21 protein-coding genes are annotated in these 23,302 nt (G+C 37.1%); all 21 read right to left on the bottom strand.

The features are described 5' to 3' along the window. Positions 1 to 3: 3 nt before the first annotated feature. Positions 4 to 732, bottom strand: a complete 729-nt coding sequence (locus ACPF63_RS10540; protein ID WP_426482975.1) for a thioesterase II family protein — start codon at positions 730 to 732, stop codon at positions 4 to 6. Beyond that, entirely contained in the window at positions 733 to 1,215 is a 483-nt protein-coding gene (locus tag ACPF63_RS10535; protein WP_149388626.1) for a 3-hydroxyacyl-ACP dehydratase FabZ family protein, read from the bottom strand. It abuts the gene before it with no gap. Continuing rightward, positions 1,216 to 2,262, bottom strand: coding sequence for a beta-ketoacyl synthase N-terminal-like domain-containing protein (locus tag ACPF63_RS10530; protein WP_426482974.1), 1,047 nt, complete (start codon positions 2,260 to 2,262; stop codon positions 1,216 to 1,218). Next, entirely contained in the window at positions 2,249 to 3,490 is a 1,242-nt protein-coding gene (locus tag ACPF63_RS10525; protein ID WP_426482973.1) for a beta-ketoacyl-[acyl-carrier-protein] synthase family protein, read from the bottom strand. The genes ACPF63_RS10530 and ACPF63_RS10525 overlap by 14 nt, the downstream gene beginning before the upstream one ends. Positions 3,491 to 3,504: 14 nt before the next feature. Then, positions 3,505 to 4,260, bottom strand: coding sequence for a 3-oxoacyl-ACP reductase FabG (fabG, locus tag ACPF63_RS10520; RefSeq protein ID WP_426482972.1), 756 nt, complete (start codon positions 4,258 to 4,260; stop codon positions 3,505 to 3,507). Between the two features lie 8 nt (positions 4,261 to 4,268). Beyond that, positions 4,269 to 5,423: an FAD-dependent monooxygenase gene (locus tag ACPF63_RS10515; protein WP_426482971.1), complete on the bottom strand. Its 1,155-nt coding sequence runs from the start codon at positions 5,421 to 5,423 to the stop codon at positions 4,269 to 4,271. Next, entirely contained in the window at positions 5,420 to 6,298 is an 879-nt protein-coding gene (locus ACPF63_RS10510; protein ID WP_426482970.1) for an MBL fold metallo-hydrolase, read from the bottom strand. The genes ACPF63_RS10515 and ACPF63_RS10510 overlap by 4 nt, the downstream gene beginning before the upstream one ends. An 11-nt stretch (positions 6,299 to 6,309) precedes the next feature. Further along, positions 6,310 to 7,302, bottom strand: a complete 993-nt coding sequence (locus ACPF63_RS10505; RefSeq protein WP_426482969.1) for a 3-oxoacyl-ACP synthase III family protein — start codon at positions 7,300 to 7,302, stop codon at positions 6,310 to 6,312. Next, on the bottom strand, positions 7,302 to 8,327 hold the full coding sequence (locus tag ACPF63_RS10500; RefSeq protein ID WP_149388619.1) for a diiron oxygenase: 1,026 nt from the start codon (positions 8,325 to 8,327) through the stop codon (positions 7,302 to 7,304). Before ACPF63_RS10500 ends, ACPF63_RS10505 begins: the two co-directional genes overlap by 1 nt. Continuing rightward, positions 8,324 to 9,817, bottom strand: a complete 1,494-nt coding sequence (locus ACPF63_RS10495) for a phytoene desaturase family protein (protein WP_426482968.1) — start codon at positions 9,815 to 9,817, stop codon at positions 8,324 to 8,326. Before ACPF63_RS10495 ends, ACPF63_RS10500 begins: the two co-directional genes overlap by 4 nt. Before the next feature lie 191 nt (positions 9,818 to 10,008). Continuing rightward, positions 10,009 to 10,254, bottom strand: a complete 246-nt coding sequence (locus ACPF63_RS10490) for an acyl carrier protein (protein WP_045495542.1) — start codon at positions 10,252 to 10,254, stop codon at positions 10,009 to 10,011. 13 nt (positions 10,255 to 10,267) lie between these two features. Further along, complete coding sequence (locus tag ACPF63_RS10485; protein ID WP_426482967.1) at positions 10,268 to 11,302, bottom strand: 3-oxoacyl-ACP synthase III family protein; 1,035 nt, start codon at positions 11,300 to 11,302, stop codon at positions 10,268 to 10,270. Next, the gene (locus tag ACPF63_RS10480; protein WP_426482966.1) at positions 11,289 to 12,161 is read right to left on the bottom strand and encodes a hypothetical protein; all 873 of its coding nucleotides are present in this window, start codon (positions 12,159 to 12,161) and stop codon (positions 11,289 to 11,291) included. The genes ACPF63_RS10485 and ACPF63_RS10480 overlap by 14 nt, the downstream gene beginning before the upstream one ends. A 22-nt stretch (positions 12,162 to 12,183) precedes the next feature. Further along, the gene (locus ACPF63_RS10475) at positions 12,184 to 13,758 is read right to left on the bottom strand and encodes an AMP-binding protein (protein ID WP_426482965.1); all 1,575 of its coding nucleotides are present in this window, start codon (positions 13,756 to 13,758) and stop codon (positions 12,184 to 12,186) included. A gap of 1,384 nt (positions 13,759 to 15,142) precedes the next feature. After that, the gene (locus ACPF63_RS10470; protein WP_426482964.1) at positions 15,143 to 15,688 is read right to left on the bottom strand and encodes a terpene synthase family protein; all 546 of its coding nucleotides are present in this window, start codon (positions 15,686 to 15,688) and stop codon (positions 15,143 to 15,145) included. Between the two features lie 156 nt (positions 15,689 to 15,844). Further along, entirely contained in the window at positions 15,845 to 16,873 is a 1,029-nt protein-coding gene (locus ACPF63_RS10465; protein WP_426482963.1) for a terpene synthase family protein, read from the bottom strand. Between the two features lie 165 nt (positions 16,874 to 17,038). Next, entirely contained in the window at positions 17,039 to 18,040 is a 1,002-nt protein-coding gene (locus ACPF63_RS10460; RefSeq protein WP_426482962.1) for a terpene synthase family protein, read from the bottom strand. A 292-nt stretch (positions 18,041 to 18,332) separates the two neighbouring features. Beyond that, positions 18,333 to 19,358 carry a terpene synthase family protein gene (locus tag ACPF63_RS10455; RefSeq protein ID WP_426482961.1) on the bottom strand — a complete coding sequence of 342 codons (1,026 nt, stop codon included), beginning with the start codon at positions 19,356 to 19,358 and terminating at the stop codon, positions 18,333 to 18,335. An 81-nt stretch (positions 19,359 to 19,439) separates the two neighbouring features. After that, positions 19,440 to 20,462: a terpene synthase family protein gene (locus tag ACPF63_RS10450; RefSeq protein ID WP_426482960.1), complete on the bottom strand. Its 1,023-nt coding sequence runs from the start codon at positions 20,460 to 20,462 to the stop codon at positions 19,440 to 19,442. A 253-nt stretch (positions 20,463 to 20,715) separates the two neighbouring features. Continuing rightward, positions 20,716 to 21,696 (bottom strand): terpene synthase family protein, encoded by a 981-nt coding sequence (locus tag ACPF63_RS10445; protein ID WP_426482959.1) that lies wholly within the window; start codon positions 21,694 to 21,696, stop codon positions 20,716 to 20,718. Positions 21,697 to 21,737: 41 nt separating this feature from the next. Next, positions 21,738 to 22,499 (bottom strand): terpene synthase family protein, encoded by a 762-nt coding sequence (locus tag ACPF63_RS10440; protein ID WP_426482958.1) that lies wholly within the window; start codon positions 22,497 to 22,499, stop codon positions 21,738 to 21,740. Between the last annotated feature and the right edge of the window lie 803 nt (positions 22,500 to 23,302).

Raw genomic sequence — 23,302 nt, 5'->3', positions numbered from 1 at the left:
GATTTAGTGTATTAAATCATTTATTATTTTACTTAGCAGGGCAGAGGTCTGCTTCGGATACTGGAACATAAAAAAATGTCCTCCCTCTACAGGAAAATAGCTTGTAGTATTGGATGTATGACAGTTCCAATCTTTATAGCAGTCTTTATTATTATACAGCTCATCATTTTCTGCTATGATTACTGCCAAAGGAGTTTCGATGATAATGGACGACCAGTCTTCAACAGGATTTTCTTCTAAAAGTGCTGTATCTTTTTCCATAATCTCTATCCGTTTCTGCTGTACTCTCTGAAAAATCGGGGCATTTTTGCTTCTTTCATATTTCGTTGGAAGAATATCAAGCAGCAGGGCATTCCGCTTTTCTCTCGGCATCGGCAGTTCTGTAGACTGAAACAGGGGAGCCCGCATCCCTGAAACGATCAATCCTTTTGGCCTATAATCTTCCTGTAGATTAAATAAGATAAGAAGGGCTAAAACAGCTCCCATACTATGTCCCCACAATATGAAAGGCTGGTCTTTACTTAGCAGCCTGCTTCTGATTTTATCCGAAATATCTTCTATAGTTTCTTCTAATGTTGAATGAAAAGGTTCCGTACTTCTCATTCCCCTTCCCGGCAGTTCTACATAATGTACCTCCACATCTTCCGTATTCAGTACATTGGATACATTAGACATTGAGGAAGATGAGCCGCCCGCATAAGGAATACAGAACAATAGTGTTTTGTATTCCATCTAAACAGATAATTTACTTTTATCTATAAACATTACGGTTACTTTTCCTTTTGCACAGACAGAACCTTCTGCCGATGCTTTTACATAAATAGAGCAGGCGGGCCCTTTTCTCCAGTCTATACTTACCTCCAGCTGCAGCAAGCATCCTGGTAATACCGACTTTAGAAAATTAATCTGGACATTTCCTAAAACCCCTATTATGGGTCTTTCTGTCGGAGGAAGAGGCCCTCCTTTTTCCCATTCCAGATCATCTAAAGCCAGCATGAGCGATGAAGCCTGTGCTAAAGCTTCCGTAATAAGAACTCCGGGCATAATGGGGAAATCGGGAAAATGACCTGCGAAATAGGGCTCACCCATAGAGACGGCTTTTACAGCAGTAAGTTCTTTTCCGGGAATATAACCCGTCACTTTATCTATCAGAAGAAACGGATGTCTGTATTTTAAAATTTGAGTGATCTGATAGGATTCTAACAATGCTTCCATTTATTTTGTTTTTTCTATTATGGTGAGAATTACAGTTCCTGCCTTGTCTGCTGAAAGGACCAGAATGTTTTCCTGATCTGTTTTGTGAATGCTTTTTCCTTCGAATACCGAAACAGCATAGGCTATTCCCAGCATACCTCCGGCATTGTCATTATCTCCAAAAAGGTTTTCAGGATAAATGACAGATGTGCTCAGCCCATTTTTTCTTAACACTTCTTCAAAAATAGTTTCATCAATTACCGAAGTGCCTCCGGAAAAAATAATGGTATCAAAACTGAATAGTGCTGCCATACCTGAAATATTCTGATACAGAAATGCTTCTATTGGCAGCCCCTCAGTATGGGTCTCAGAATGTATCTTTTTTATTGTGGCTAAAGGTTTTCTGCCTGCTTCAGATAAAGTTTCCCTACGTTCTAAAACCATTGCAATTCCAAGTTCGGTGGAGACTGGTCTGTGCAGGGTTTCATTTCCCCTGCGGATAGACTCCTGATATTCATTTCGGACTTCTGTAGAAGCAATAACTCCGTAATCTGTGATTCCCTGTTTTAGATGGAGGGAAGCAATATCTAAAGCCTGAAGGCTTCCTGCCATCCCTGCACATACACTGAAATTGGGACCTTTTATTCCTGCCTGAATAGCCATCTGACTGGCTGCTGCATTGGCAATGGTGCTTGGAGCTTTCATTGGGCTTACACGGTCCGGACCTTGATTTTTTGCGGTTAAATCAAAGATAAAACAGTCTTCAAGGTTGGAAAGTTCAGTGCCGTCATAAAGCCCGATTCTTTCAGGAGCTTCATTGATTATCGAACTTAAACTCCTGTTATGTATGGCATGAAATGCTGCATTACAGTACAGCAATGTTGCTTTGTTAAGGAATCTCTGTCCTTTTGGTTTTAAAAACTTCTGGGGATCATGATCTTCAATGATTAAAGCTTTCGTTTCCGATTCTTTTCGGAAGAAATAATTGTCAATCTCCGTTCCGTATGGACTGTTGAAGCCTATTATGGAAATTACTATATCGTTATTTGAAGTGTTATTTGCTATCATATTTACTGAATATTACGCTGCATATATTTCCGCCAAAAGCGAAAGAATTACTAAGAACATGATCTACTTTATTTTCGATTTCTGAGGATGGCTGGATATGAAAATGAGTATTGAAAGCTTCATCAATTTTTTCTGTATTGCGGTTTCTGGGAATTTTTTGATGATGTAGGGAAAGGGTTGCCGTTACTGCTTCCAATGCACTGGCTGCTCCCATGCAGTGTCCTAACATGGATTTGATTCCATTGACATATAAAGAATCTATTTCTTCTCCGAAAACATTGCGCATTGCATTTACCTCATGGGAATCATTGGCTTTTGTTCCTGTTCCGTGGGCACTTACATAAGTGATGTTCTCTCTATCAATATTGCTTGATTTTATTGCATTGTTCATAGACAGGGTAGCACCGGAACCTTCAGGATCAGGGGCTGTAGGATCATAGGCATCACAGGCTAAGCCGTATCCTTTGATTTCGCCATATATTTTAGCTCCTCTTTCTAGTGCATGTTCCAGTTCTTCCAATACTAAAATAGCAGCTCCTTCTCCTACAATCATTCCGTTCCTGTTCTGATCAAAAGGTTTGCAGCTGTCTTTTGACATGGCCCCCAATCTGTAAAAAACGGTGTAGCAGGACCGTGTAAAAGGGTCAGCTCCTCCTGCAATAATCAGGGAAGATCTGCCTTCACGAATCATAGAATAGGCGGTGCCGATAGCATAATTTCCTGCTGCACAGGCTGTAGGAATTACCATATTTGTTCCGCCGAGATTGTAATATTTTGCTATACTGGCACTTAATTCAACCGGCCTGAAATAAGTAAGTGTTTTTGCAGCTTCAGAGGAAAGGTCTTCATGTTTCATTTCCAGATTCCACTGATCTACAATTCTTTCTACAATATCCTGGTTGCCGTTTGTAGTACCCAGAATAACTCCGTAATTATTTTTTTTAGTGAATTTTTCAAAACCGGCATCTTTCAGACCCATGTCTATCGCGGCGGCAGCATAAGTAACGGCTTTACCATAAGGCTTAAAATGCTCCAGCAATTCAGTATTCTTATAATCTTTTTCCAAGTCTACTTCAGCAGCGCGGGTAACTCCTTTATAGTTGGAGGGCTCCAGTTTTGTAAGGTCTCCGACTCCTGATTCTCCATTCAGGATTTTTTCCCAAAAGGCTCCTTTTTCACAGGCTAAAGGGCTTACTACACCCATCCCTGTAATTACGATTCTTTTCATCTGTTTTGTGTTTTTTATAAAGTTAATCCCCCATCGATGATGAATGTCTGCCCAGTGATATAGCTGCTTTTGTCCGAGCACAGAAAGGTTACCAGCTCAGCAACTTCTTCCGTTTTTCCCATCCTTTTCATGGGGATCATCTGATCTATTTTCTTTTTGTCCTGTTCATTCATTTTGGCTACCATTTCGGTATCAATAAATCCCGGGGCAACAGCATTTACCTGTAAGTTGAATTTTGCAAATTCCAGAGCCAGTGTTTTGGTTAAAGAGATAACAGCTGCTTTAGTTGCTCCGTAATTGGCCTGTCCCACTGCTCCTCTTACTCCTGAAACAGATGATATGTTGATGATTTTTGAATTTTTCTTTCGGATGAAAGATTTTATCACTGCTTTTGTGAGGTAATAGGTACCATTCAGGTTGGTTTCCAGTACGCTGGTCCACATATCGGTGGTCATGCTGAAAAAAGGGGCGTCCATTGTGATTCCTGCATTGTTTACTAATCCGTATAGCGGACCTAATGCAGATTTTTCAATTTCGGTGATTAAAGAATTTGATTGTTCTTCATCTTTTATGTCAGCCTGATAAAGCATAGCCTTACCCGGAAATTCAACTGAAAGTTTGTCCAAAAAAGCTTCTGCTGTTTCTTTCCCATGATTATAGGTAAATGATACGGATGCTCCCGATGAAAGCAGCTGCTGAACAATGGCTCTGCCGATTCCTCTTCCGCCTCCTGTTACTAAAAAATGTTTGTCTGATAAATCTATTTGCATAATTATTTTTAAATCTTATTGAGTATGGAAAGGTCTCTGCTGCTGGTCTGTATTTTGGAATTAAGGCTGTTCATAAAATCTTCTGCGCTTCCAAAACTGCCTGCCAGGCGATGACCATAAGCAAGAACTTTACGGTTAAGTTCAAAACGCTGCTCCTGATAGCCTGCCAATGCTTCTTCCAAAGAAATTTCACCGTTAAAATATTTTGAAAGCCAGATGAACAGTTCTCCTGTATCTTCAATAGCCAGGTTCATTCCCTGTCCCGTAATGGGATGGATGGAATGGGCCGCATTTCCTAAAAGAAGTATCCTTCCTTTAAAATATTGTTCAGAATGCATTCTGCATAAGGGAAAAGTTAGGAAATTGTCCAGTGAATTGATCTGGTTTAATATGTCATCACTTTGGGTAACAAATGTTTTCAGTCGGTTGATCAAAGTTTCTTTGTTTCCGGATTCTTTCAGGTTTTTCCCTTCTTCCATATTAAACCCTAAAACACATCGGGCTTCTGTATTGTTGATCGGGTAGAAATAGGCGAGCCCTCCGCTTTTGTCTACATATAATCGGTTGAGCTCTTCTACACTTGATGTAATAGGGTATTTGTTGAAATACATCACATGATCGTAATAGTCGAAATGGGCTTTTATTCCCGCATATTCTCTTACAATGGATTGGGTTCCGTCCGCTCCGATAAGGATATTGCTGAAAATCTCTTCTCCTGAATTAAGGGTTACATAGACCCCGTTTTCCACTTCATTAATTTTTGAAACGGATTGATTGACCAAAAGTTCTATGGTTTTGATGGCCTGAATTTTATCATAAATCGTTTCCAGTAAAACGCTGTATGGACAAACCATGAAATATCCTCTTTCGTTTTCTGCCTTATAATTGATGTGATCGACCTGAATGCCATTATGAAAAACACTGAGCTGATCTCTCACTCTACACTCCTTATTCATAAGTTCCTGTAGCAGTCCGTGTTTTTCAAGGACATTGATTCCGGAAGGCTTCAAAATATCGGCACCATTCATATTGACTTTAGCGTTTTTTTCTAAAATCAGGATTTTTTTGCCTTGTAAACCAAGCAGCCAGGCCAGGAAAATACCGGCAATTCCTGCTCCTACAATGCAAGCGTCATATTCTGTATATTTTGGATTTTGATTCATACGAATGATTCTGTTTTTAAATGAGAGATTAATAGTTCTATACTTTTTCTGTATACTTTATCCGGAATGAAGGAATGATCCATTACTTTATATTTTTTGCATACGTGATCTACCAATTCATCTTCTGATAAATAATCTTTACGTAGGGCCACAAACTCTATCAATTCGTTACACCCAAGAAGGCTGCAGGCTGGGGCAGATAGGGCCTCCACACTTGTAAGGATACCATTGTGTCCTAAAGCAACGGTCTCGGCACATAAATCTCCCAATCTATTGATGCTGTCTATAAATTGCCTTACATGATCAAAAGCCAACGGAAACCATTTTTTTGTATTGATAATTTCCCCTAAAGAATCCGATACAAACAAAATGTCTTTTTCTTTATAATGAATACTCACAGAACATGGACTATGGCCCGGAGTATAGATTACTTCCCAGATTCCAGATTTCGTTTCTATTTGTTCTTTATCTTTCAGAATGATGAAAGGAATCTGTTGTAAGTCCGCCGGAAATTTTTTAATCTTTTTATCTGAGATCAGGGCATTCAGCTGACGAATCCTTTTTACATATTTTTCATTACGGAAGTTTTTCACCGCATGTTCCGAGGCATATAGTTTTACATGCTTCAGATAAGGATAAAGAGATTCTATAGCTCCGCAATGGTCATAATGGGAGTGTGTAATAAACCAGTGTCTGACTAATGACAGATCAGAAACATGTTCTTTCAATTGTGCCAGCAGAGTTTTGGCATCCCGGGTTAATCCTCCTTCTACCAGTATGTATTCCTGATCTTCTTTTACCAGATAAACCGGGTTGGAGATTGTTCCCAAGATGGCTAAAGAATTGTTTATATTTCCTGTTTTATTGATCCACATGGTATTATGAATTAGAATTTATATAAAACACTTCCCCATGTTGCTCCGGAGCCATATCCCACTATAAGTCCCAGCTTTCCTTCTCTTTCTTCCGGAGGAGTATTCTCCATATATTCACTCAAAGTGATGGGTAAAGAACCGGAAGCAATATTTCCATATTTATGTACATTGATCTGTACCTTATTTCTTGGAATTCCCAGATTATTTATCACTGCATCCAAAATTCTCATATTGGGCTGGTGGGGAATAATAACATCTATATCTTCCATGGAAAGATTGTGCTTTTTCAATGTCTGTACTGTTACTTCAGTGAATTTCTCTACTGCATGTTTAAACATGGCTTTGCCGTTCATCCGGAAATAGGAACATTTGCTTTCATCTCCGTTGAAGGTTTTGCCTGATGTACCGGGACTTTCTGTCCAAAGCAGTTCAAAATAACTTCCATCAGCGTGTATTGCAGCATCAAGAATTCCTTTGTTCTGATCCTTTGAAGCACTTAGCACAACAGCTCCGGCGCCGTCACCAAGTAATATAGAGAGGTTTCTGCCCTCATCAGAATAGTCCATTCTTTTTGATAAAGCTTCTCCGCAGCAGACTAATATATTCTGATGAGTTCCGGTTGCTATAAATTGTCTTGCGATGTCCATTCCATAAATAAGCCCACTACACTGCGCCCGGATATCAAATACGGGAATTGTATTTTTCAGAGAAAGCATTGGCTGAATCAGGCAGGCCTGAGATGGATCATGGTAATCAGGACTCAATGTATTTACAATCAGCATATCGATATCTTCCGGTAAGAGATTGGCTTTTTCAATTGCTTTTTTGCAGGCTTCTACCATTAATACGCCAGTGCTTTCATTTTCAGAAATATGTTGTCTGGTGAGCACGCCTGTACGGGTTTCTATGAATTCTTCCGTGGTATTCATCCATTCAACAATTGTTTTGTTGTCTATGGTTACAGAGGGCAGAGCATGACCAAATCCGGATATGACAGTATTCATTAGTCGTAGTTTTTGTTCATTACATTATCTATATCCTCTGTTGCGGCAGATTTTTTTCTGAAATATTCTACAGCATCTTCCACATCTTTTTCAAATCTGTTGTCTCTCCATACTTTCATGTTTTCATCATCATTAGGATCGCAGATTCCAAGTTCCAGGAAGTATCTCATCAGGGGAGCCATAATTCTGGAATTGATTTTCTGACGGTTTTCACTTTCCAACACGGCAGGAATCAGTTTTTTATAATCTCTGAATGCAGGATTCTGAAAGCCGACGCGGGAATACACCACAATACTACAGACCGACATATCAAGCATGCTTCTGAGCATTGGAGCTGTACTTTCCTGTGCTTCTTTCAAAAATTCAGGAACCATATCTATAAACTCACGGATCATATTTTTGCCCCATTCTATATGTCTTGCTTCTTCTTTATGATGTTCTACCGCTACAGCTCTTGATAAGGGGGAAATTTCCTTGCTGTTGCAGTCTTCCATTGCATTGTTTTCTGCCAGCCATTCAATAAGAATGGTAAGGTAGATGGCCTTTAGGGGAAATTCGGACATTGAGGCATTGTGGCTGTATATTTCTCTAAGGTTTAAAGGGCTGGGGAAGGGGGTAATCTGAAAATGGGCCATTGCCTTTTTGAAAACCATTGCATGCACTATTTCTTCTTTGCAGAAATGATGTATGTATTTTACGACTTCGGGAAATTTTTTAAGGGAGCCATGATTGACGATTTTCATATAGTATTCTGACACAAGGTTTTCGAATACGATGAAAGTGTACCACCATGAACCTGTTTCATAGACGGATAAAAGTCTTCTTTCTTCTTCTGTAGCAAGGTCATAATAAGGTGTTCCGTAGATCGCAATATTTTCTCTTTTTTTCAACCAGGCGCTTTCTACAGGTTCGTCCCAAGGATGATCCAGAAGGAGGCTCATCTGTTTTTTTTCGGAAGCTTTATTCAGTTTTTCTAATAAGAGGGTAAACTTTGGGCTTAGTGTTTTTTTCTTTAGATTGCTCATATATTTTGTGTTTTTTCCATATTTAATAGTTTTCCTTGTGTAAATCCGAAACACATTGCGGTTTCATAGCCGGGACCTCCGGACCATGTGCTTACCAGTTTTACTTTGTCATTTGGGAAGTTGCTCAATAGCCCTAAATTGGTTTTTGGAAGCATTTTGTAGGCGAAAGCCGAACCTTTGGTAGCCAGTGTAAATTTGTAATTGGTCTTCGGAGTTGAAGATTCTGTATACATCAGCTTGTCTTCTATCTGAGGAAAGGTTTTAAGAACTCTTTTGATCAGTTTTTCCTGAATTTCATCTTTTCTCTGATTATATTCTTCTTCGGACAGGTGGAACCAGCGGTCTCCATGATCCAGAACTATAAACTGGAGAATATAGCCGCCTTCCGGGTCTACCCGGTGATAGTTGCTGACACTCAGGGTAAAAAGGTCATAATACCGGTCGTTCTCAAAATCTTCTTCTGTAAAGTCATCACCCGTGTCGGACACCAAAAGGTATTCTGGTGAGCTAATTCCCAGTTCATCGGGTGGAACAGAAAGTACAGCAAATACACAAAAATGTCCCCATCCAACGGTAAAGTTTTCGAGAACTTCTTTAAATTCCTGAGACTTTTCATCTTTTTTCAGCATTCTTACTACATCTTCGGGAGGGCAGGTTGCGATGACTCTTTTGGTCTTTACTATATTTTTCCGGGTGGTTACCAGCATATGGTCGCCCATATCTTCCATCTCGTGCACCTGGTTTTTCTTCAGAAGAATTCCGCCGCGGTCTACAAATTCTTTTAACAGCAGATCCGAAATACGCTGTCCGGTTCCTTTCATAAATGCGGGGCCGCCATAGAACATGGCATACAGGCAATGAAGAAAATAAAAGGCATTGACTTCATTGGAAATGGAACCTGAATAAATAGCAATGGGACTGAGTACTTCTACAATGTCCGGTCCTTTGAAAATGGATTGAAAGTAATCACGGGCTGTAATTTTTGATAAGCCTCTGCTTTCTCTCAAAATATCCCTGTTTATGGTATATTCATTCATCAGTTTTCTAAAAAACATATAATGCTGATATCCGTGAGATTCTATATCCTGAAATAGTTTTTCTATTCCTGCCAATTCATCCGGGAAATGGGTAATGAGTGTTTTTTTTATGTCTTCCGGCTCAGAGGGAAGTTTGATGAATTGGTTTTTATACACTACTGTTCCAATTTCTTCATGCAATTCGAATTCGTCCAGTAATGACTGTAGTTCGAGTCTTTTAAGGGTATTCCATAGGTTTCCAACATTTTCTTTGAGTCCGCTTACTTTATGTTGACTGCAGTCAAAAACAAATTTTCTTTTGTTCCGATAAAAATTGGTAGCATAACCTCCTACTTTATGATGGGCTTCGCTGATGGCAACCGAACTTCCTTCGGTAACTGCAGAAATACCGTACATAAGGCCACAAAGTCCTGCACCTATTACTAATTCATCGACTTCTAAATTTTCAATCATTATTAGATTATTTTGTTTTATTTTTTCCAAAAGAAATAACCCTCACTTTTTTTAAGTGAGTATTTTTAATTACGGATGTCTGTTATGAACCAACATTAATGGGCTGTATTAATATTGGTGAAAAGTCAAAATCTATTAAAATCTTTGGGCCCGACACGCTGGTAAAAACCCAAAGATTGTGTTTTGTATTCTTAAACGGCCAATTCTTCTTCCAGAACGTCTACGATATCTTTCGGCGTCTTCATTTTGATCAGGATTCCTTCATCTAAGCTGATGTCGAATTCTCTTTCCAGCTCAACCAAAACTTCCAATCCCATAAGAGAAGTAACTCCTATTTCATTTAACAGGTCTGTATCAGGTTTAATCATATTAATATCGCATTCTGCAATATCTGCTAAAATAGCATACACTTTGTTGAATAATTCTTGGTTTTCCATTCTATTGTAATTTTTAATAGTTAATATTTTCTGTATTCCATACCTGTGCTCCAAAACCCCATCCGATTCCTGCTCCGGCAAGTACAACTGTATTATTGGGTTTTATTCTCCCGTTTTTTAATGCAAAGTAGAGCGTCATGGGAATAGAGGCAGAGCTCAGGCAACTGTATTTTTCTACGGTGGTTGTATATTTTTCTTTCTTTATTCCTATTCCCATTGCCCACATTCTGATAAGCATTTTTGATGGCTGATGAAAGACAAAATGATGTATATCCTCAAGGGATGCGTCTGCCTTTTCTAAAGCTTTAAAGACAACCTCAGGAACATTTTGAGGCACAAATGTCTGCATTTGAGTGGGGGCATCTTCTCCTAATGTAAAGTAAGGACGGATAAATTCTTTTCCTGGTTTATCTACTGGGTTTTTCCATTGTAATGTTGCAATATCATTATAGGTGGGAATGCTTTTATAGTGGGAAGAAACCAATTTTCCATCTTTTTCTGATTTTCCCATGACTATTGCTGCCGCACCATCTCCAAAAAGGGTAGAAGAGGGTAAGGAGAAGTCTGCAATTTGCGTAAATGTTTCTGCGGAACAGATCAGAACGTTTTTGTACATTCCTGTTTTTATGTAATCAGATGCTATTTGCAGGGCTACCAGGAATGATATACATGCCTGGTTGACTTCCATGGTCATAGCTGAGTTTTTACAGTTCAGCTCTGTTTTTAAATATTCTGAAATTCCCGGGAAAATTCTGTCATCTTCTTTATCAGACCAACCCGTAATGGTGCATGTGGTTCCTATGATGAGATCTATGTCCTGTGCGGAAAGCCCCGCTTTTTCTATGGCTCCCAAAGATGCTTTTCTGGCAAGTTGAGAGCAGGATTCTCCTTTTTCTTTGTTTACCATATATCTTCCTTCCATTCCCCAGTTTCTCCACCAGTTTTTTGGAAGATTGGGAATTTCGGAAAACGGAGGCATGTCATTGGTGTAATATGTCTCTGGAAGTCCTATGGCTACACTTTTTATGGAGGAGTTATATTTCATCATTTGTAATTTTTAGAACCGAATATTGGGCAAGAAACGGATTGTATGATACTATGGTGAGGGGGTGTTTTTTTAGTTGTTTGTTTTCTTGTAAGTACCATGGAATAGTATTCATGGCTAGTGTATTTTCAGTTTCATGGGATGAGAGGTGTTCTGAAAACCATTTTTCTGTGATCACCGGGGTCTGTTGTTCTTTTAGTTTTAAGAATATATTTTTCAATTCAGAGTTGATAGCTTTTACAAAGGATGAACTGTAATTCCAGTTCAGTCTGAAAATATACTTTTTTTTCAGGGCTTCTTCATTTCCTGCATTAAAGCTTAAACCCGCTTTTGATATTTCTGAGGAAAGAATATGGATATTTTCCAATTCTATTTTGTTGCTGCTTGATTTAAGGAGCAATGCATTTACCCCGTCAGGAATACAGAATCCGTTTTTATCATCCTTAAGGAAATCCGAGAATTTATTTGATTGAATGATCAATGCATATTTATGCTCAGAGTTTGATAAAAAATCAGATGCGATTTTAATCATATTTCCTAAGTCATTATGAAACATTTCGAAAACGAATGCATTTTTTGCATTCAAATGCTTTTGTACTTCATGTCCTACGCCGGGAGCTGAGGTATTTCTAAGAGCAGTAGTATCGTATAGCGAAATAGAAGCGTTGATAATTATGCCTAGCTCATCTTGCGAAACAGCATTTTTATCCAATAACTGTCTGCTTAATTCTGAAGCCCAGGCGGATAAGGATTTTTCTTTTTCGGTTTCATAAATCTGGCATTTGAAGCCGTTCTGCATTTTACCACGAATACCAATGATATTCATTCCGGGAACTTCGCTTATTGCATCTATTATCTGCATATTTTAATATTAATAATTTGTGTTATGTTAAATTGTTTTCCAGTCTTTTTCTGATTACTTTTCCATTGCTATTTCTGGTTAATTCTTTTATGAAATAAATTCTGGAAGGACGTTTATAGGAGGGGAAGTTTTCTGACAGTTTTTTTTGAATTTCTTCAGAAAGAACATCAGTGGCTGTTCTGTTTTTTTCTACCAGATATAATACTGGCTTGGCAAGACCATCATCATCCAGATAATAGCTGATGGCACATTCATCTACCTGCCTGAAGTTCTGTAATATATAATTTTCTATTTCAATAGGATTTACCCAGCGCCCATTTACCTTAAACAGATCGTCTTTTCTGCCGTGATAGATGTAGGAGCCATCTTCATTTTGAGAACACAGGTCTCCTGAAAAATACCAACCTTCTTTATATTTTATTTTATTGGTTTCTTCTTTTTCCCAATATGAACTGAGTGTGCTTTTTGGAGGATAAATGCACAGTTCACCTATCTCTCCATAGTTTTCTATTGTTTCATCGGGCGTGTCGATCCTGCTTATTTTTATATGGTAGCCGGGAACGGGAAGACCTAGTGATGAATTTTTACTTTGTTCTTTCAATTGGTGGTTGCACATGAAAATATGTCCTATTTCTGTAGAGCCGATTCCGTTGATAATCGTTTTATCAAATACTGCTTTCCATTCTCTGATGATAGATTCAGGAAGGGAAGAACCTGCGGATATAAATAATCTTATGCTATTGAATTCATTTTTTGAAAAGTTCTCGTGCTGATGAAGAATTTCCGAATATACTTTTGGGGTCCCAAATAAAATGGTGGGTTTATAAAGCCTTATGTTTTTTTTCAGATAATCAACTGTGAACCATTTTTCATCAATTATCACAGAAGCTCCTGTGAGCAACGGAAAAAACAGACTGTTTCCTAATCCGTAACCGAAAAACATTTTGGAAACGGATAGTATGATGTCTTCTTTAGCAATTTCCAATGTCTTTTGTGCAAATAGCTCTGTATTTGTAAGCATAGTAAGGTGCCTGTGCTGTACTGCCTTTGGATTACCGGTAGTTCCGGATGTATATTGCCAGAAAGCAACCGGATTAGTTTCTGCATATTCAAATTCCAATTCCAAAGAAACGGCAGGAAAATTTTGAGGAGATAAAAATTTCTGTAAATAATTTATTGAGCCATATTCTTTTACTGAAGGATTATTTACTATGATGCAATCATTTATAATGTGGTATGAGCTATGTATAGTATGATAAAGCCTAAGATATTGGTGATTATCTATAATAACCCCTGTTGCTTTAGAGTCCAGTAAGATATATTCTAATTCCGAATCCTGAATTAAAGGGTTAAGGGGAACGGGAATGCACCCGATGGATATTAAAGATAAGAATGAATAAATAAATTCCGGTGAATCATTCATAATCAGAATCACCCTATCTCCGCAACCAAATTTTCCTGTAGATCTTAGGCTGGTGGCAACGGTTATTATTTTTTCGGCTATTTCTTTTCCCGATAGGCTGTTAAGATCATAGAGGATCTGGTTTTCATTATTATATAACAATAAATTTTTAATGATATTCCTTGATGTATTCATAGAGTATATATTATCACTCCTGACCTTAATTTTAAAGTCAGAGTATGTAAATGATTAATCTGATTTTGATTTTTCTATCTAGAAAAGATTACTATATCTCTTGATTTATCTACCGGGAAGTATTGGAAAATAAGCGGGTTAATTTTTAACATTTGTTTGTGTTTTAAAGAGGGATTGTTATTTGGAATTAAATTTTATTTTAATACATCATCGAAATTTGAATTATCTGTGGTAAGATCTCTGCGAAATTATAAATTTACTGCTATAGCTATATGGGTATTGTGTTATAATTTCTGAAAAAAAGTAATTTTTCTTTGGTACTTATTTTAGAATTTTTGAATCATAAGACAGCATGGTGTAGACAATAATAATATGTTAGTAATGTTGTATTATTGCTTCAGTTTTTTGAAATATGTTGATATTTTACTTTGTGTAATATATAAGTGTTGAAGTTTTGAATTGTTGTAAATGGAATATACTTTACTGTGTATTTCTGTAAGTATATTGAAGTAGGTATAGGAGAAGAGGCTGTCTTTTTTTATCGTGTTTTTTTTTGAATTTATAACATTAATTTTTTAATAAATGACAGTAGACTTTTTATGTGTATAGTTTTTTTTCTGTTTGTCAAAGAAAATATTAACTAGACGATAATGATAATATTTCATGTATCTTAATGATCAAAAAAACTATTTTTCTATAAATACTAATATTAAAACTAATGCTTACCTTACCTATGCTTTAGTACTATTGCAATCGAATTCAATTTTGGAAAAAATATCTTAAACAGATTGATATGCAGAGATAACGAAAGTCAGCCAACAGTTGGCCGCAGGCTTCTACCATAATTATTGATATGAATTACTTACAGAAAAACAATGTAAGGAAAGCTCTTTTAATAACAACTTCCTTTTTTGTTGTCATCATTGTTAGTTTTACATATAGGATACTCACATCAATAATATATGATAAAATTATAAATGTAGTGCTGTATTTGTTTTAACTAGGGAATAAGATTATGTTATTTTTGTTGATTTTTTTTGAAATATTTTCATTAGATCGAAAGTTATTAATCCATTTGGTTTCTATAAAACTGAAGAATTAAAAGAATTTTATTTATTGTCGAATTTACCGATAATAAAGTCATTTTCCACTCTTTTCCCCGTTAATATTTCTGAAAACATTACTTATAATACTTTGAAGATCTTATTTTTGTTTTCATCATTCTTAATCTATGGCGGACATAAAAATATTACTAGAATATCTTGTATTAGATTTTATTTCTGATACAAAGCCTTAGGCTGTTTGATTCTCAATTTTTTCTAAATAAAGCTAGTCTGTGAATGGTGCACATATACATACTATTATAGATATCGTGAGAATGAAATTAAAACAAGTAAGGAGGAGGTGTTTTCCCGAGTCTTGAATACTGGCATTCCTCCATAAGGCCATACTTCATATAAGTACTCATTCGCTCTACAAATCGTTGTATCCATTCATCGGGAAGAAAAGACATGAATTCATTCCGCATAATAGCCGTCTCATGAAACAGTCCGTTCTCATGGGCAGACGGATTTCTTCCCTGTAGTACAGAAAGCATTTGTATTCTTATTTTTTCCAACTCTTTTATAGGACAAAGTCCATAGGTGTCATCAAAGACGGCGATCCAGATCATCCAGCGGTTGCAGGGTATAATATGTTCGTTGGGAATTGATAATGCTTCAGGAGTCATTCTTGCAGCAGCCATATGAAGCATTTGCAGTTTGTATCTTTTTCTTACCTCTTCAGTCAAAAAAGTGTAAGCGTTATCATACCAGTCATCAGCAGCTTTTTTCATAAGCTCTGTAGGGGCTGAAATACCATCGGCCCAGGGATAGTATCCCGGAGGGAAAAAATCCTTGGGGTTAATTGTTAATTTTCTCTCTGTTTTCATAGGTTTGATGAATAGATTTTTTTAAAATAAATTTGTCAAACGGGTTATCATGGTGTATGATCATTCATAGTGAATAAAGCCTGCAGATCCTTGTTGCTCACAATAGGTCCTGTAGCTTCCTGAATCCTGTATTGTATAACCGGTTGAAGTATTTTATTATTCCTTTACAAAAATGCTGTGTGGAATAATAAGATCATCACCCTCTTTACCATATTGCGGGATAATAAATGCTTTATGTTCATATCGGCTGGTACCGGAGTTATAATACCAGTTGGCACAGCCGCTAACATGCAGTTTAATATGATAAACATGATCGTATGCCGCCTCTTGAAACTCACCGAAATCAGGAAGATTATTATGCAGGTGATCAAGTTCCTGGGCATGGGCATTATGTATTCTCATTGCCTCTGTACAGGCTTCCTGGTAAGAAAGTTTATATTGATTTCTTAGAACGAAGATAATATTCAGACATTCATGATCTATTTCAATTTCTTTTTTCAGAGAGGCAAAGTCATTCTGCACCGCAATAAGCAGGCATAGAAGTTCTCTGCAACGCTGCATAATGGGATGATTATAAACATGAACGGGTAGTGCATAATTAATAGCAGGATCTGTCAGATCACCATAAGGCATCATCCCGATTGAATATCTTCGGAAACTAAGATAGTGGGCAAGCAAAGGATATGTTCTGTTTTCAGCTTGCTTAAAAGGTATCTCTTCTGCGATACCATACATGATGAATTCATAAAAATTGATGGAAATGCGCTCTATCCAAAACTGTGGCATGCCATTAGCCAGCCATTCCTTTCTTGCCGCCGCCATTTGGCGCAAAATGCCAATTTCATCTTCACGAGGATCTTCACCCATCATTACTTCATACACCCGATCTGCAATGACTTCCAGTTCTTTTGCAGGAGTCATCCCGAAATAGTCATCAAAAAGGGTGATATAGATCATCATTCTGGCACAGGGACGCATACGTTCTATGCTGTCGCAGGTAGGATTCATATAGGTGGCAACTCTCGATAGAAACTGAGGTTCACATCTTCTTATCCCTTCTTCGGAAATAAAAGTATAGTCATTATCATACCAGTCTTTTTCTTCATCATCAAAAGCATTGGCAATAGGGCTATTCACTGTAGGCCAGGGGTAATGGCATTTAGGAACAATTAATTCTTCTCTCATGGTTATTGTATATATTATTAAAAATTAAATTATAGTAAATCGTATGTTTTAATTATTTGTTCCAAGAAATTTTGTGGCATTTCCACTCCCTGGAAATATGTTTTACCTCAATTTTACCTCAAAATCTAAAGGTATTGTGTCTTGCCCGTTAGTACTTCCTTAAGACTATTTGTTCAGCCGAGTGTATTCCTTTTCAGCATATTGATCACTGGAATGATAACGCAAAGTATCCTTTATGTACCAGGTATTCAATCCTTGAATCATCATTCCCTGATAAAGTACATATTGATATACTTTGTCGTTCCAATCACCAAAATCTGGCAGGTTTTCATGCAGAGCAACAAATTCAGCTACATCTTCATTATGAATGGATACTACTTTTTGTGTCGCCTTCTCCAATGAAATATTTTCTTCATGCTGTATAATAAGTACCAAATTAATCACCTCTCCTTTTCTAGCAATTTCTTTTTTCAATGAATACACATCATTTTGCCAGCTCATTATTCTACTCGTTAATGCCTGAATTCGCTGGATTACAGGATGGGCAGAAATCTCTTTAGGCAAAACAAATCCAAGCCCAAGTTCAGCCCAGGGTTCATAGGCATACATGGCAATGCTATATTCCCGGAATATCATATAATAGTTCCGCGGAGGAAATGTTCCTGTTGTCTTATAAGGGGCTTCAGCACGCATTCCGTATTTTATATAACGATCCATAAAAAAGGTGAATGTCTCCAGCCATTCGGGAGAGGTAACTGCAAGATATTCATCCCTGATCTGTGCCATTATTTTATCATGAGGATGCGCATCAGGCAGTGGCTGATTACCTTTGAGGATACCAATTATTCTTTTATGTATATCATCTACCTCATCAACAGTACATAATCCGCAATAATCATCGAAAGTGGTAATCCAGATCATGAAGCGATTACAGGCACTTGCATGCTCATAAGTTGGTGCTATAGCAAGCATCCTTGCGGTGGCCCCGTGTAGGCCCATGCGTTTATAACTTTCACGGGTTTTCGCAGATAAAAAGGTAAAGTCAGTATCCAACCAGCTTTCTAAATCTTCCTTCATTTGATCAAAATGAGGATTTACCAAATCTGGCCATGGATATTCAAAAATTAATGCATAAGGTTGTTCGAAATGTTTAACTTCAGGTTCCATTTTAATTGGTTTTATTTTTAGTTATTCTATTATTAACAATCGTATTTCCTTGGTTATCAAAGGTGATTGTGCCCGAAAGTTTCTTTTAATTCTGAAAGGTGGGGAAACTTGGTATTATAAGGATCAAGTTTGGTAAAAATATTCTTCCAATCACTTAGCATCATATACATATAATGTACCCAATTAACCACAGCTTCCTGCCAAATACCAAAATCAGGAAGAGAGGCTTGCAATTGTATAAACTTAAGGTCTTTATCAATTTAACGGATTGTATAAGAGAATCATTTTTTTGCTATTCCTTTATAAAAATACTGTGTGGAATAATAATATCATCACCTTCTCTACCATACTGAGGTACAATAAATGCCTTATGCTCGTATCTGCTTGTACCTGAATTATAATACCAGTCAGCGCAGCCGCTTATTTGCAATTTAATATGATAAACATGATTATATGCTTCTTCTTGAAAAGAGCCAAAGTCTGGAAGAGATTGATGCAAATCATCCAGTTCCTGAGCATATGCGTCATGTAGTTTCATAGCCTCTGTACAGGCTTCCTGATAAGAAATTTTATATTGATTTCTTAGAATAAAAATAATATTTAAAGATTCATTTTCTATTTCAAGTTCTTTTTTAATAGAGGCGAAGTCATTCTGGATCACAATAATCAGAGATAATAGTTCTCTGCAACGCTGTATAATAGGATGATTGTAAATATGGACAGGTAATGCATAATTAACTGAAGGATCTATCAGATCTCCGTAAGGCCACATTCCTATAGAATATTTTCGGAAACTAAGATAGTGGGCAAGTAAGGGATATGTTCTATTTTCAGCTTGTTTGAAGGGGATTTCTTCCATCATACCATACATTATAAATTCATAAAAGTTAATGGAGACACGGTCTATCCAAAAACGAGGCATAAATGTTTCCCATTCTTTTCTGGCTTGTGCCATCTGGCGCAAAATGCCAATTTCATCTTCGTGTGGATCTTGACCCATCATCACTTCATATACACGGTCTGCCATTATTTTCAATTCATTTGCAGGGGTCATTCCAAAAAAATCATCAAATATTGTAATATAGATCATTAATCTGGCACAGGGACGCATGCGGTCCATGCTGTCGCATGTTGGGTTCATATAAGTAGCGACCCTGGATAGAAACTGAGGTTTACATCTTTTTATTCCCTCTTCAGAAATAAAGGTATAGTCATTATCGTACCATGCTTTTTCTTCATCGTCAAAAGCATTGGCAATTGGGCTGGGAATAGTTGGCCACGGATAACGGCATTGTGGAAGGATTAATTCTTCTTTCATATCTATTATTTTACATTATTAAAAACTTAATTATAGTATTATGGTGTGTTTTAATTATTTGTTCTAAGACTTATAGCATTTCTATTCCCGGGAGATATGTTTTACCTCAAAATCCAAAGGTATTGGGGCTTGCCCGTCGGGGGTTACTGCAAAGCCATCAGGGAAGTACCTTTGCGTCCCTCCTTCATAATACCATGCATTGCAACCAGTTACCATCAGTTTCATGTGATAGACATAATTTTCCACTTCTTTCTGATAAGGGCTGAAATCGGGTAGGCATATAGATAAAGACTCCATTTCTTTTACAAATTCATCATGTATTCTCAATCCTTCAATACAAGCTTCTTCGAATGATATGTTCTGTTCATTCTGTAAGATAAACATGATATTGAATCTTTCCGATTCTATAGTCATTTCCTTTCTTATCGACGCGTAATCATTCTGAATGGCAATAATAGTGGCAAGAAGTATTATCAGACGCTGAATAACCGGATGATTATAGATGTCAACAGGAAGTGCAAAGCCGGTAGCCGGCTCTATCAGGTCTCCATAGGTTACCATACCTATAGAATAGGCACGGATCATCAGATAGCGGGCAAGTGATGGATAGGTTTTGTTGAATTTAAAAGGAGTTTCTTCCATGATACCATACGTAATGAAACGATGAAAATTGGTGGCAATTCGGTCGATCCAGAACTGTGGCATTCCGTTGTCCATAAATTCCTTTCTTGCTGCTGCCATCTGGCGGAGTATCCCCCTTTCTTCAGGGTGGGGATCTTCCCTGGTCATTACTTCAAAAATCCGGTCTCTGAAAACTTTTAACTCTTCCAGAGGCATAAGTTCAACATAATCATCGAAGGTAGTTACATAGACAGCAAATCTGCCAATGGGACGGAAAATATCCCGGTCGGAAGTGGTAGGGGACATAAAAGCTCCTACCTGAACAAGTCTTTGTTTTTTGTATCTTTTTATAGATTCCGGGCTCATGAAACCATAATCCGTGTCATACCAGATACTTTCTTCTTTATAAAAAGTTTCACTGATCGGACTGTATACTGTAGGCCAGGGATAAGAAGGCTTCGGGATGTGAATGATGTTTTGCATGATTGAGTTTTTTCAGTTTTAAATTTTTATTGTTTGATTAATTATGGATCATATTACTGAGGTTATTATATTTTTCTCGTTTATCCTTCACCTCAGCATTGGTATAGTATTTCGGACATAAACAGGTAGTCTTTATCAATCCAGTCATTCTGTTCTTCATAAAAATAATTCTGCAAAAGGAGCAATTTTATAATCCCAAGGGTATTATAAAACAGGGGCATCTGATTGTTTCATATTTATTTTAATTAAAAATTTATCCCTGTTGAGCATATTCCGGTCTAGGATATTCTCCCGGGACTTCGTAGCGAGGTGATTTCCCCAAATGATACCAGGCACCCAATCCTGAAATCATCAACGTTATATGATGTACAAAGTTTTCTACATCCTTTTGGAGAGGACCAAATTCAGGGAGATTAACCTTTAATTCCATAAATTCTCTTACATAGTCATTATGCATCTGCATAGCTTCCATACAGGCTTCTTCCAATGAAATTTTGTATTGTTGTTTCATCACAAATATAATATTGAGCACATCCGGGCTCATTACCAATTTCTTTTCTATGGATGCAAAACTATTCTGGATGACCATAATACGGGACATCAGTGTCTTCAGTCGTTTAATAACAGGGTGTTTTGAAACAGAATCAGGTGCAATAAAGCCCATAGATGGTTCAACCGGGTCAGCATAAGGATACATAGAGATTGAATACTCTCGCATGAGGAGCAGGTGGCTTAATGTTGGAAATTCCTGTTTTAATTTGTAGGGGGTTTCCTCCATAATTCCGTAAGTGGTGTAGTCATGGAAAGACTCTGCCCAACGTTGAAACCAATTATCATTAACGTAAGGACGGAACTCATCCCTGCTCAATGCAACCTGTCTCAGTAGCCCGATGCCACCTGGTCTGGGATTATCGCCCAGCATTACATTCATAATGTCATCTCTGACGGAAGCTAACTCTTTTACAGGACAAAGCTCATAATAATCCTCATACAGTGTTAGCCAAACCATAAATCTTGCAATGGGTCTCATCTGTTCCATTGTTTTGGTGGCAGGAAACATATATGAGGCTGCTTGTACCAGATTATTTCTTTTGTATTTAATTCTCGTTGCTTCAGGCATGAATTGGTAGTCTCTATCAATCCAGTCATTCTGTTCTTCATAGAATGATTCTGCAAAAGGTGCAACTTTATAAGCCCAGGAATATTGTAAAACAGGTATGTCCAATTGTTTCATTATTGTGTATTTTAGATTAAAAAATATTTTTGCTTAAAGTCTTATCGAACTTGGTTCAACTTTTCCTTTAGCTCGCTTGCTTCTGGAAATTCCATGGCATTGTAGCGGTCCAGCTTTGTAGATACATTTTTCCATCCACTAAGTACCATGCTCATATAATGAACCCAGTTGACCACTGCATCCTGCCATATTCCAAAATCAGGGAGAGAGGTTTGTAATTCTACAAATTCTTTCAGGTCTTCGTTGTGAAGACGCAAATCCTCAAGACAGGCCTCCTTTAGGGACATCTGGCGTTCATGCTGAATCACCTTTACAATATTGTAATAGATACTGTCGGTTGCTTCATCTTTCAATACAGATTGTACTTCATTGAAAAAAGTAACTAGGTGGCATGCCAGTGTTTGTAAACGAATGATCACGGGATGCTCGTGGATCTCTTGTGGAAGTACAATTCCTGTTTCTAGTTCTGTAAGCTGTAGAAAAGGATACAAACAAATAGAATTTTCACGTAAAGCAATGCATTCGCTCACACTGGGATAAGCTTTATTTTTCTTGTATCTTAATTCGGTTTCTAATCCTGTAAAATACCTGCTGATCATTTGGGTGAAGCGGGCCACTGATTCCTGCGGAATAAACTCCAACAGTTCAGCTCTTAATGAAGCCAACATAGGGCCTAAAGGTATTCCTGAGTCCTCAGCATTGATCTCGCCCTTTAGTATGGCAACAGATTGGGCGTGTACATATCCTATATCTTCAGGTTCACTTTCTTCATACAGATCATCATTGTACAAGGTCCACAACATCAGTCTGCAGATGGGCTTGAACCGTTCAGGTGATGCTGTTGGAAACCATTGCGCCGCAATATGCGCCGTTTTGGTTTTTTTGTACTTTTTTCGAAGATCGGGGTTTTGTTCATACAGCCAGAGATATTCTCCATCGATCCACTGATTTTCAGTGAGCTGTTGTAATTGCTCGGCATTAGGGTTTTTTAAGGTAGGGAACGGATACCTGAACTGTTTTCGAAGCAGTTCAAGGGTATTAAAATTTTCAGTATTCATATTGTGATGATTATTGGTTTTGTTCTCACACTAATATACAATCGTATTGTGTTATAATTGTGTTTTATTTCACATAAAATTGAAATTTAATATTAATATTTCTTGAAATGTCAATATTGATGAGGAAATTTTAAATAGAAAAAACATTAAATAGAGTAAGAAATTCGGAATATCTTAAATTGTATTAATCCATTTAATACTTTTTACGATGCCATTTTAACACAAGAAAACCCCAATCATATAAAATTGAAAAAGGAAATAGGGTAGAATCTGGAAAATGTTGATTGATATTTTAAAGGGTTTTCAGTATTTTTTCTTTTTTCTGAAATCTGATCATTAAATAAATCTGTTTTACATAGTTATTAATTTCATTTGTAAATCAATTTTACTATGTTATTTTTTATTCCAATCAAGGATTGAAAAAGTAATTATATAAAAATTGATTGATGTAATAAAAGTAAAAGGAATTTGTATTGTATTTGTCACATAATCAGTATGTTGATGTTTGATTAGTATTTTGTTATTTCCGAAATCATTCAGTATATATT

Origin of the sequence: Chryseobacterium sp. R2ACT005 (genome assembly GCF_049949215.1) — a bacterium.
Taxonomy (GTDB): domain Bacteria; phylum Bacteroidota; class Bacteroidia; order Flavobacteriales; family Weeksellaceae; genus Chryseobacterium.
This window is presented reverse-complemented; position numbering and strand designations above follow the sequence as displayed.

Bases quoted from the DNA above. Each gene is read 5' to 3' on its own strand.
- ACPF63_RS10540 (WP_426482975.1), bottom strand. From the start codon at position 732: ATGGAATACAAAACACTATTGTTCTGTATTCCTTATGCGGGCGGCTCA.
- ACPF63_RS10535 (WP_149388626.1), bottom strand. From the start codon at position 1,215: ATGGAAGCATTGTTAGAATCCTATCAGATCACTCAAATTTTAAAATAC.
- ACPF63_RS10530 (WP_426482974.1), bottom strand. From the start codon at position 2,262: ATGATAGCAAATAACACTTCAAATAACGATATAGTAATTTCCATAATA.
- ACPF63_RS10525 (WP_426482973.1), bottom strand. From the start codon at position 3,490: ATGAAAAGAATCGTAATTACAGGGATGGGTGTAGTAAGCCCTTTAGCC.
- fabG (WP_426482972.1), bottom strand. From the start codon at position 4,260: ATGCAAATAGATTTATCAGACAAACATTTTTTAGTAACAGGAGGCGGA.
- ACPF63_RS10515 (WP_426482971.1), bottom strand. From the start codon at position 5,423: ATGAATCAAAATCCAAAATATACAGAATATGACGCTTGCATTGTAGGA.
- ACPF63_RS10510 (WP_426482970.1), bottom strand. From the start codon at position 6,298: ATGTGGATCAATAAAACAGGAAATATAAACAATTCTTTAGCCATCTTG.
- ACPF63_RS10505 (WP_426482969.1), bottom strand. From the start codon at position 7,302: ATGAATACTGTCATATCCGGATTTGGTCATGCTCTGCCCTCTGTAACC.
- ACPF63_RS10500 (WP_149388619.1), bottom strand. From the start codon at position 8,327: ATGAGCAATCTAAAGAAAAAAACACTAAGCCCAAAGTTTACCCTCTTA.
- ACPF63_RS10495 (WP_426482968.1), bottom strand. From the start codon at position 9,817: ATGATTGAAAATTTAGAAGTCGATGAATTAGTAATAGGTGCAGGACTT.
- ACPF63_RS10490 (WP_045495542.1), bottom strand. From the start codon at position 10,254: ATGGAAAACCAAGAATTATTCAACAAAGTGTATGCTATTTTAGCAGAT.
- ACPF63_RS10485 (WP_426482967.1), bottom strand. From the start codon at position 11,302: ATGATGAAATATAACTCCTCCATAAAAAGTGTAGCCATAGGACTTCCA.
- ACPF63_RS10480 (WP_426482966.1), bottom strand. From the start codon at position 12,161: ATGCAGATAATAGATGCAATAAGCGAAGTTCCCGGAATGAATATCATT.
- ACPF63_RS10475 (WP_426482965.1), bottom strand. From the start codon at position 13,758: ATGAATACATCAAGGAATATCATTAAAAATTTATTGTTATATAATAAT.
- ACPF63_RS10470 (WP_426482964.1), bottom strand. From the start codon at position 15,688: ATGAAAACAGAGAGAAAATTAACAATTAACCCCAAGGATTTTTTCCCT.
- ACPF63_RS10465 (WP_426482963.1), bottom strand. From the start codon at position 16,873: ATGAGAGAAGAATTAATTGTTCCTAAATGCCATTACCCCTGGCCTACA.
- ACPF63_RS10460 (WP_426482962.1), bottom strand. From the start codon at position 18,040: ATGGAACCTGAAGTTAAACATTTCGAACAACCTTATGCATTAATTTTT.
- ACPF63_RS10455 (WP_426482961.1), bottom strand. From the start codon at position 19,358: ATGAAAGAAGAATTAATCCTTCCACAATGCCGTTATCCGTGGCCAACT.
- ACPF63_RS10450 (WP_426482960.1), bottom strand. From the start codon at position 20,462: ATGCAAAACATCATTCACATCCCGAAGCCTTCTTATCCCTGGCCTACA.
- ACPF63_RS10445 (WP_426482959.1), bottom strand. From the start codon at position 21,696: ATGAAACAATTGGACATACCTGTTTTACAATATTCCTGGGCTTATAAA.
- ACPF63_RS10440 (WP_426482958.1), bottom strand. From the start codon at position 22,499: ATGTTGTGGACCTTGTACAATGATGATCTGTATGAAGAAAGTGAACCT.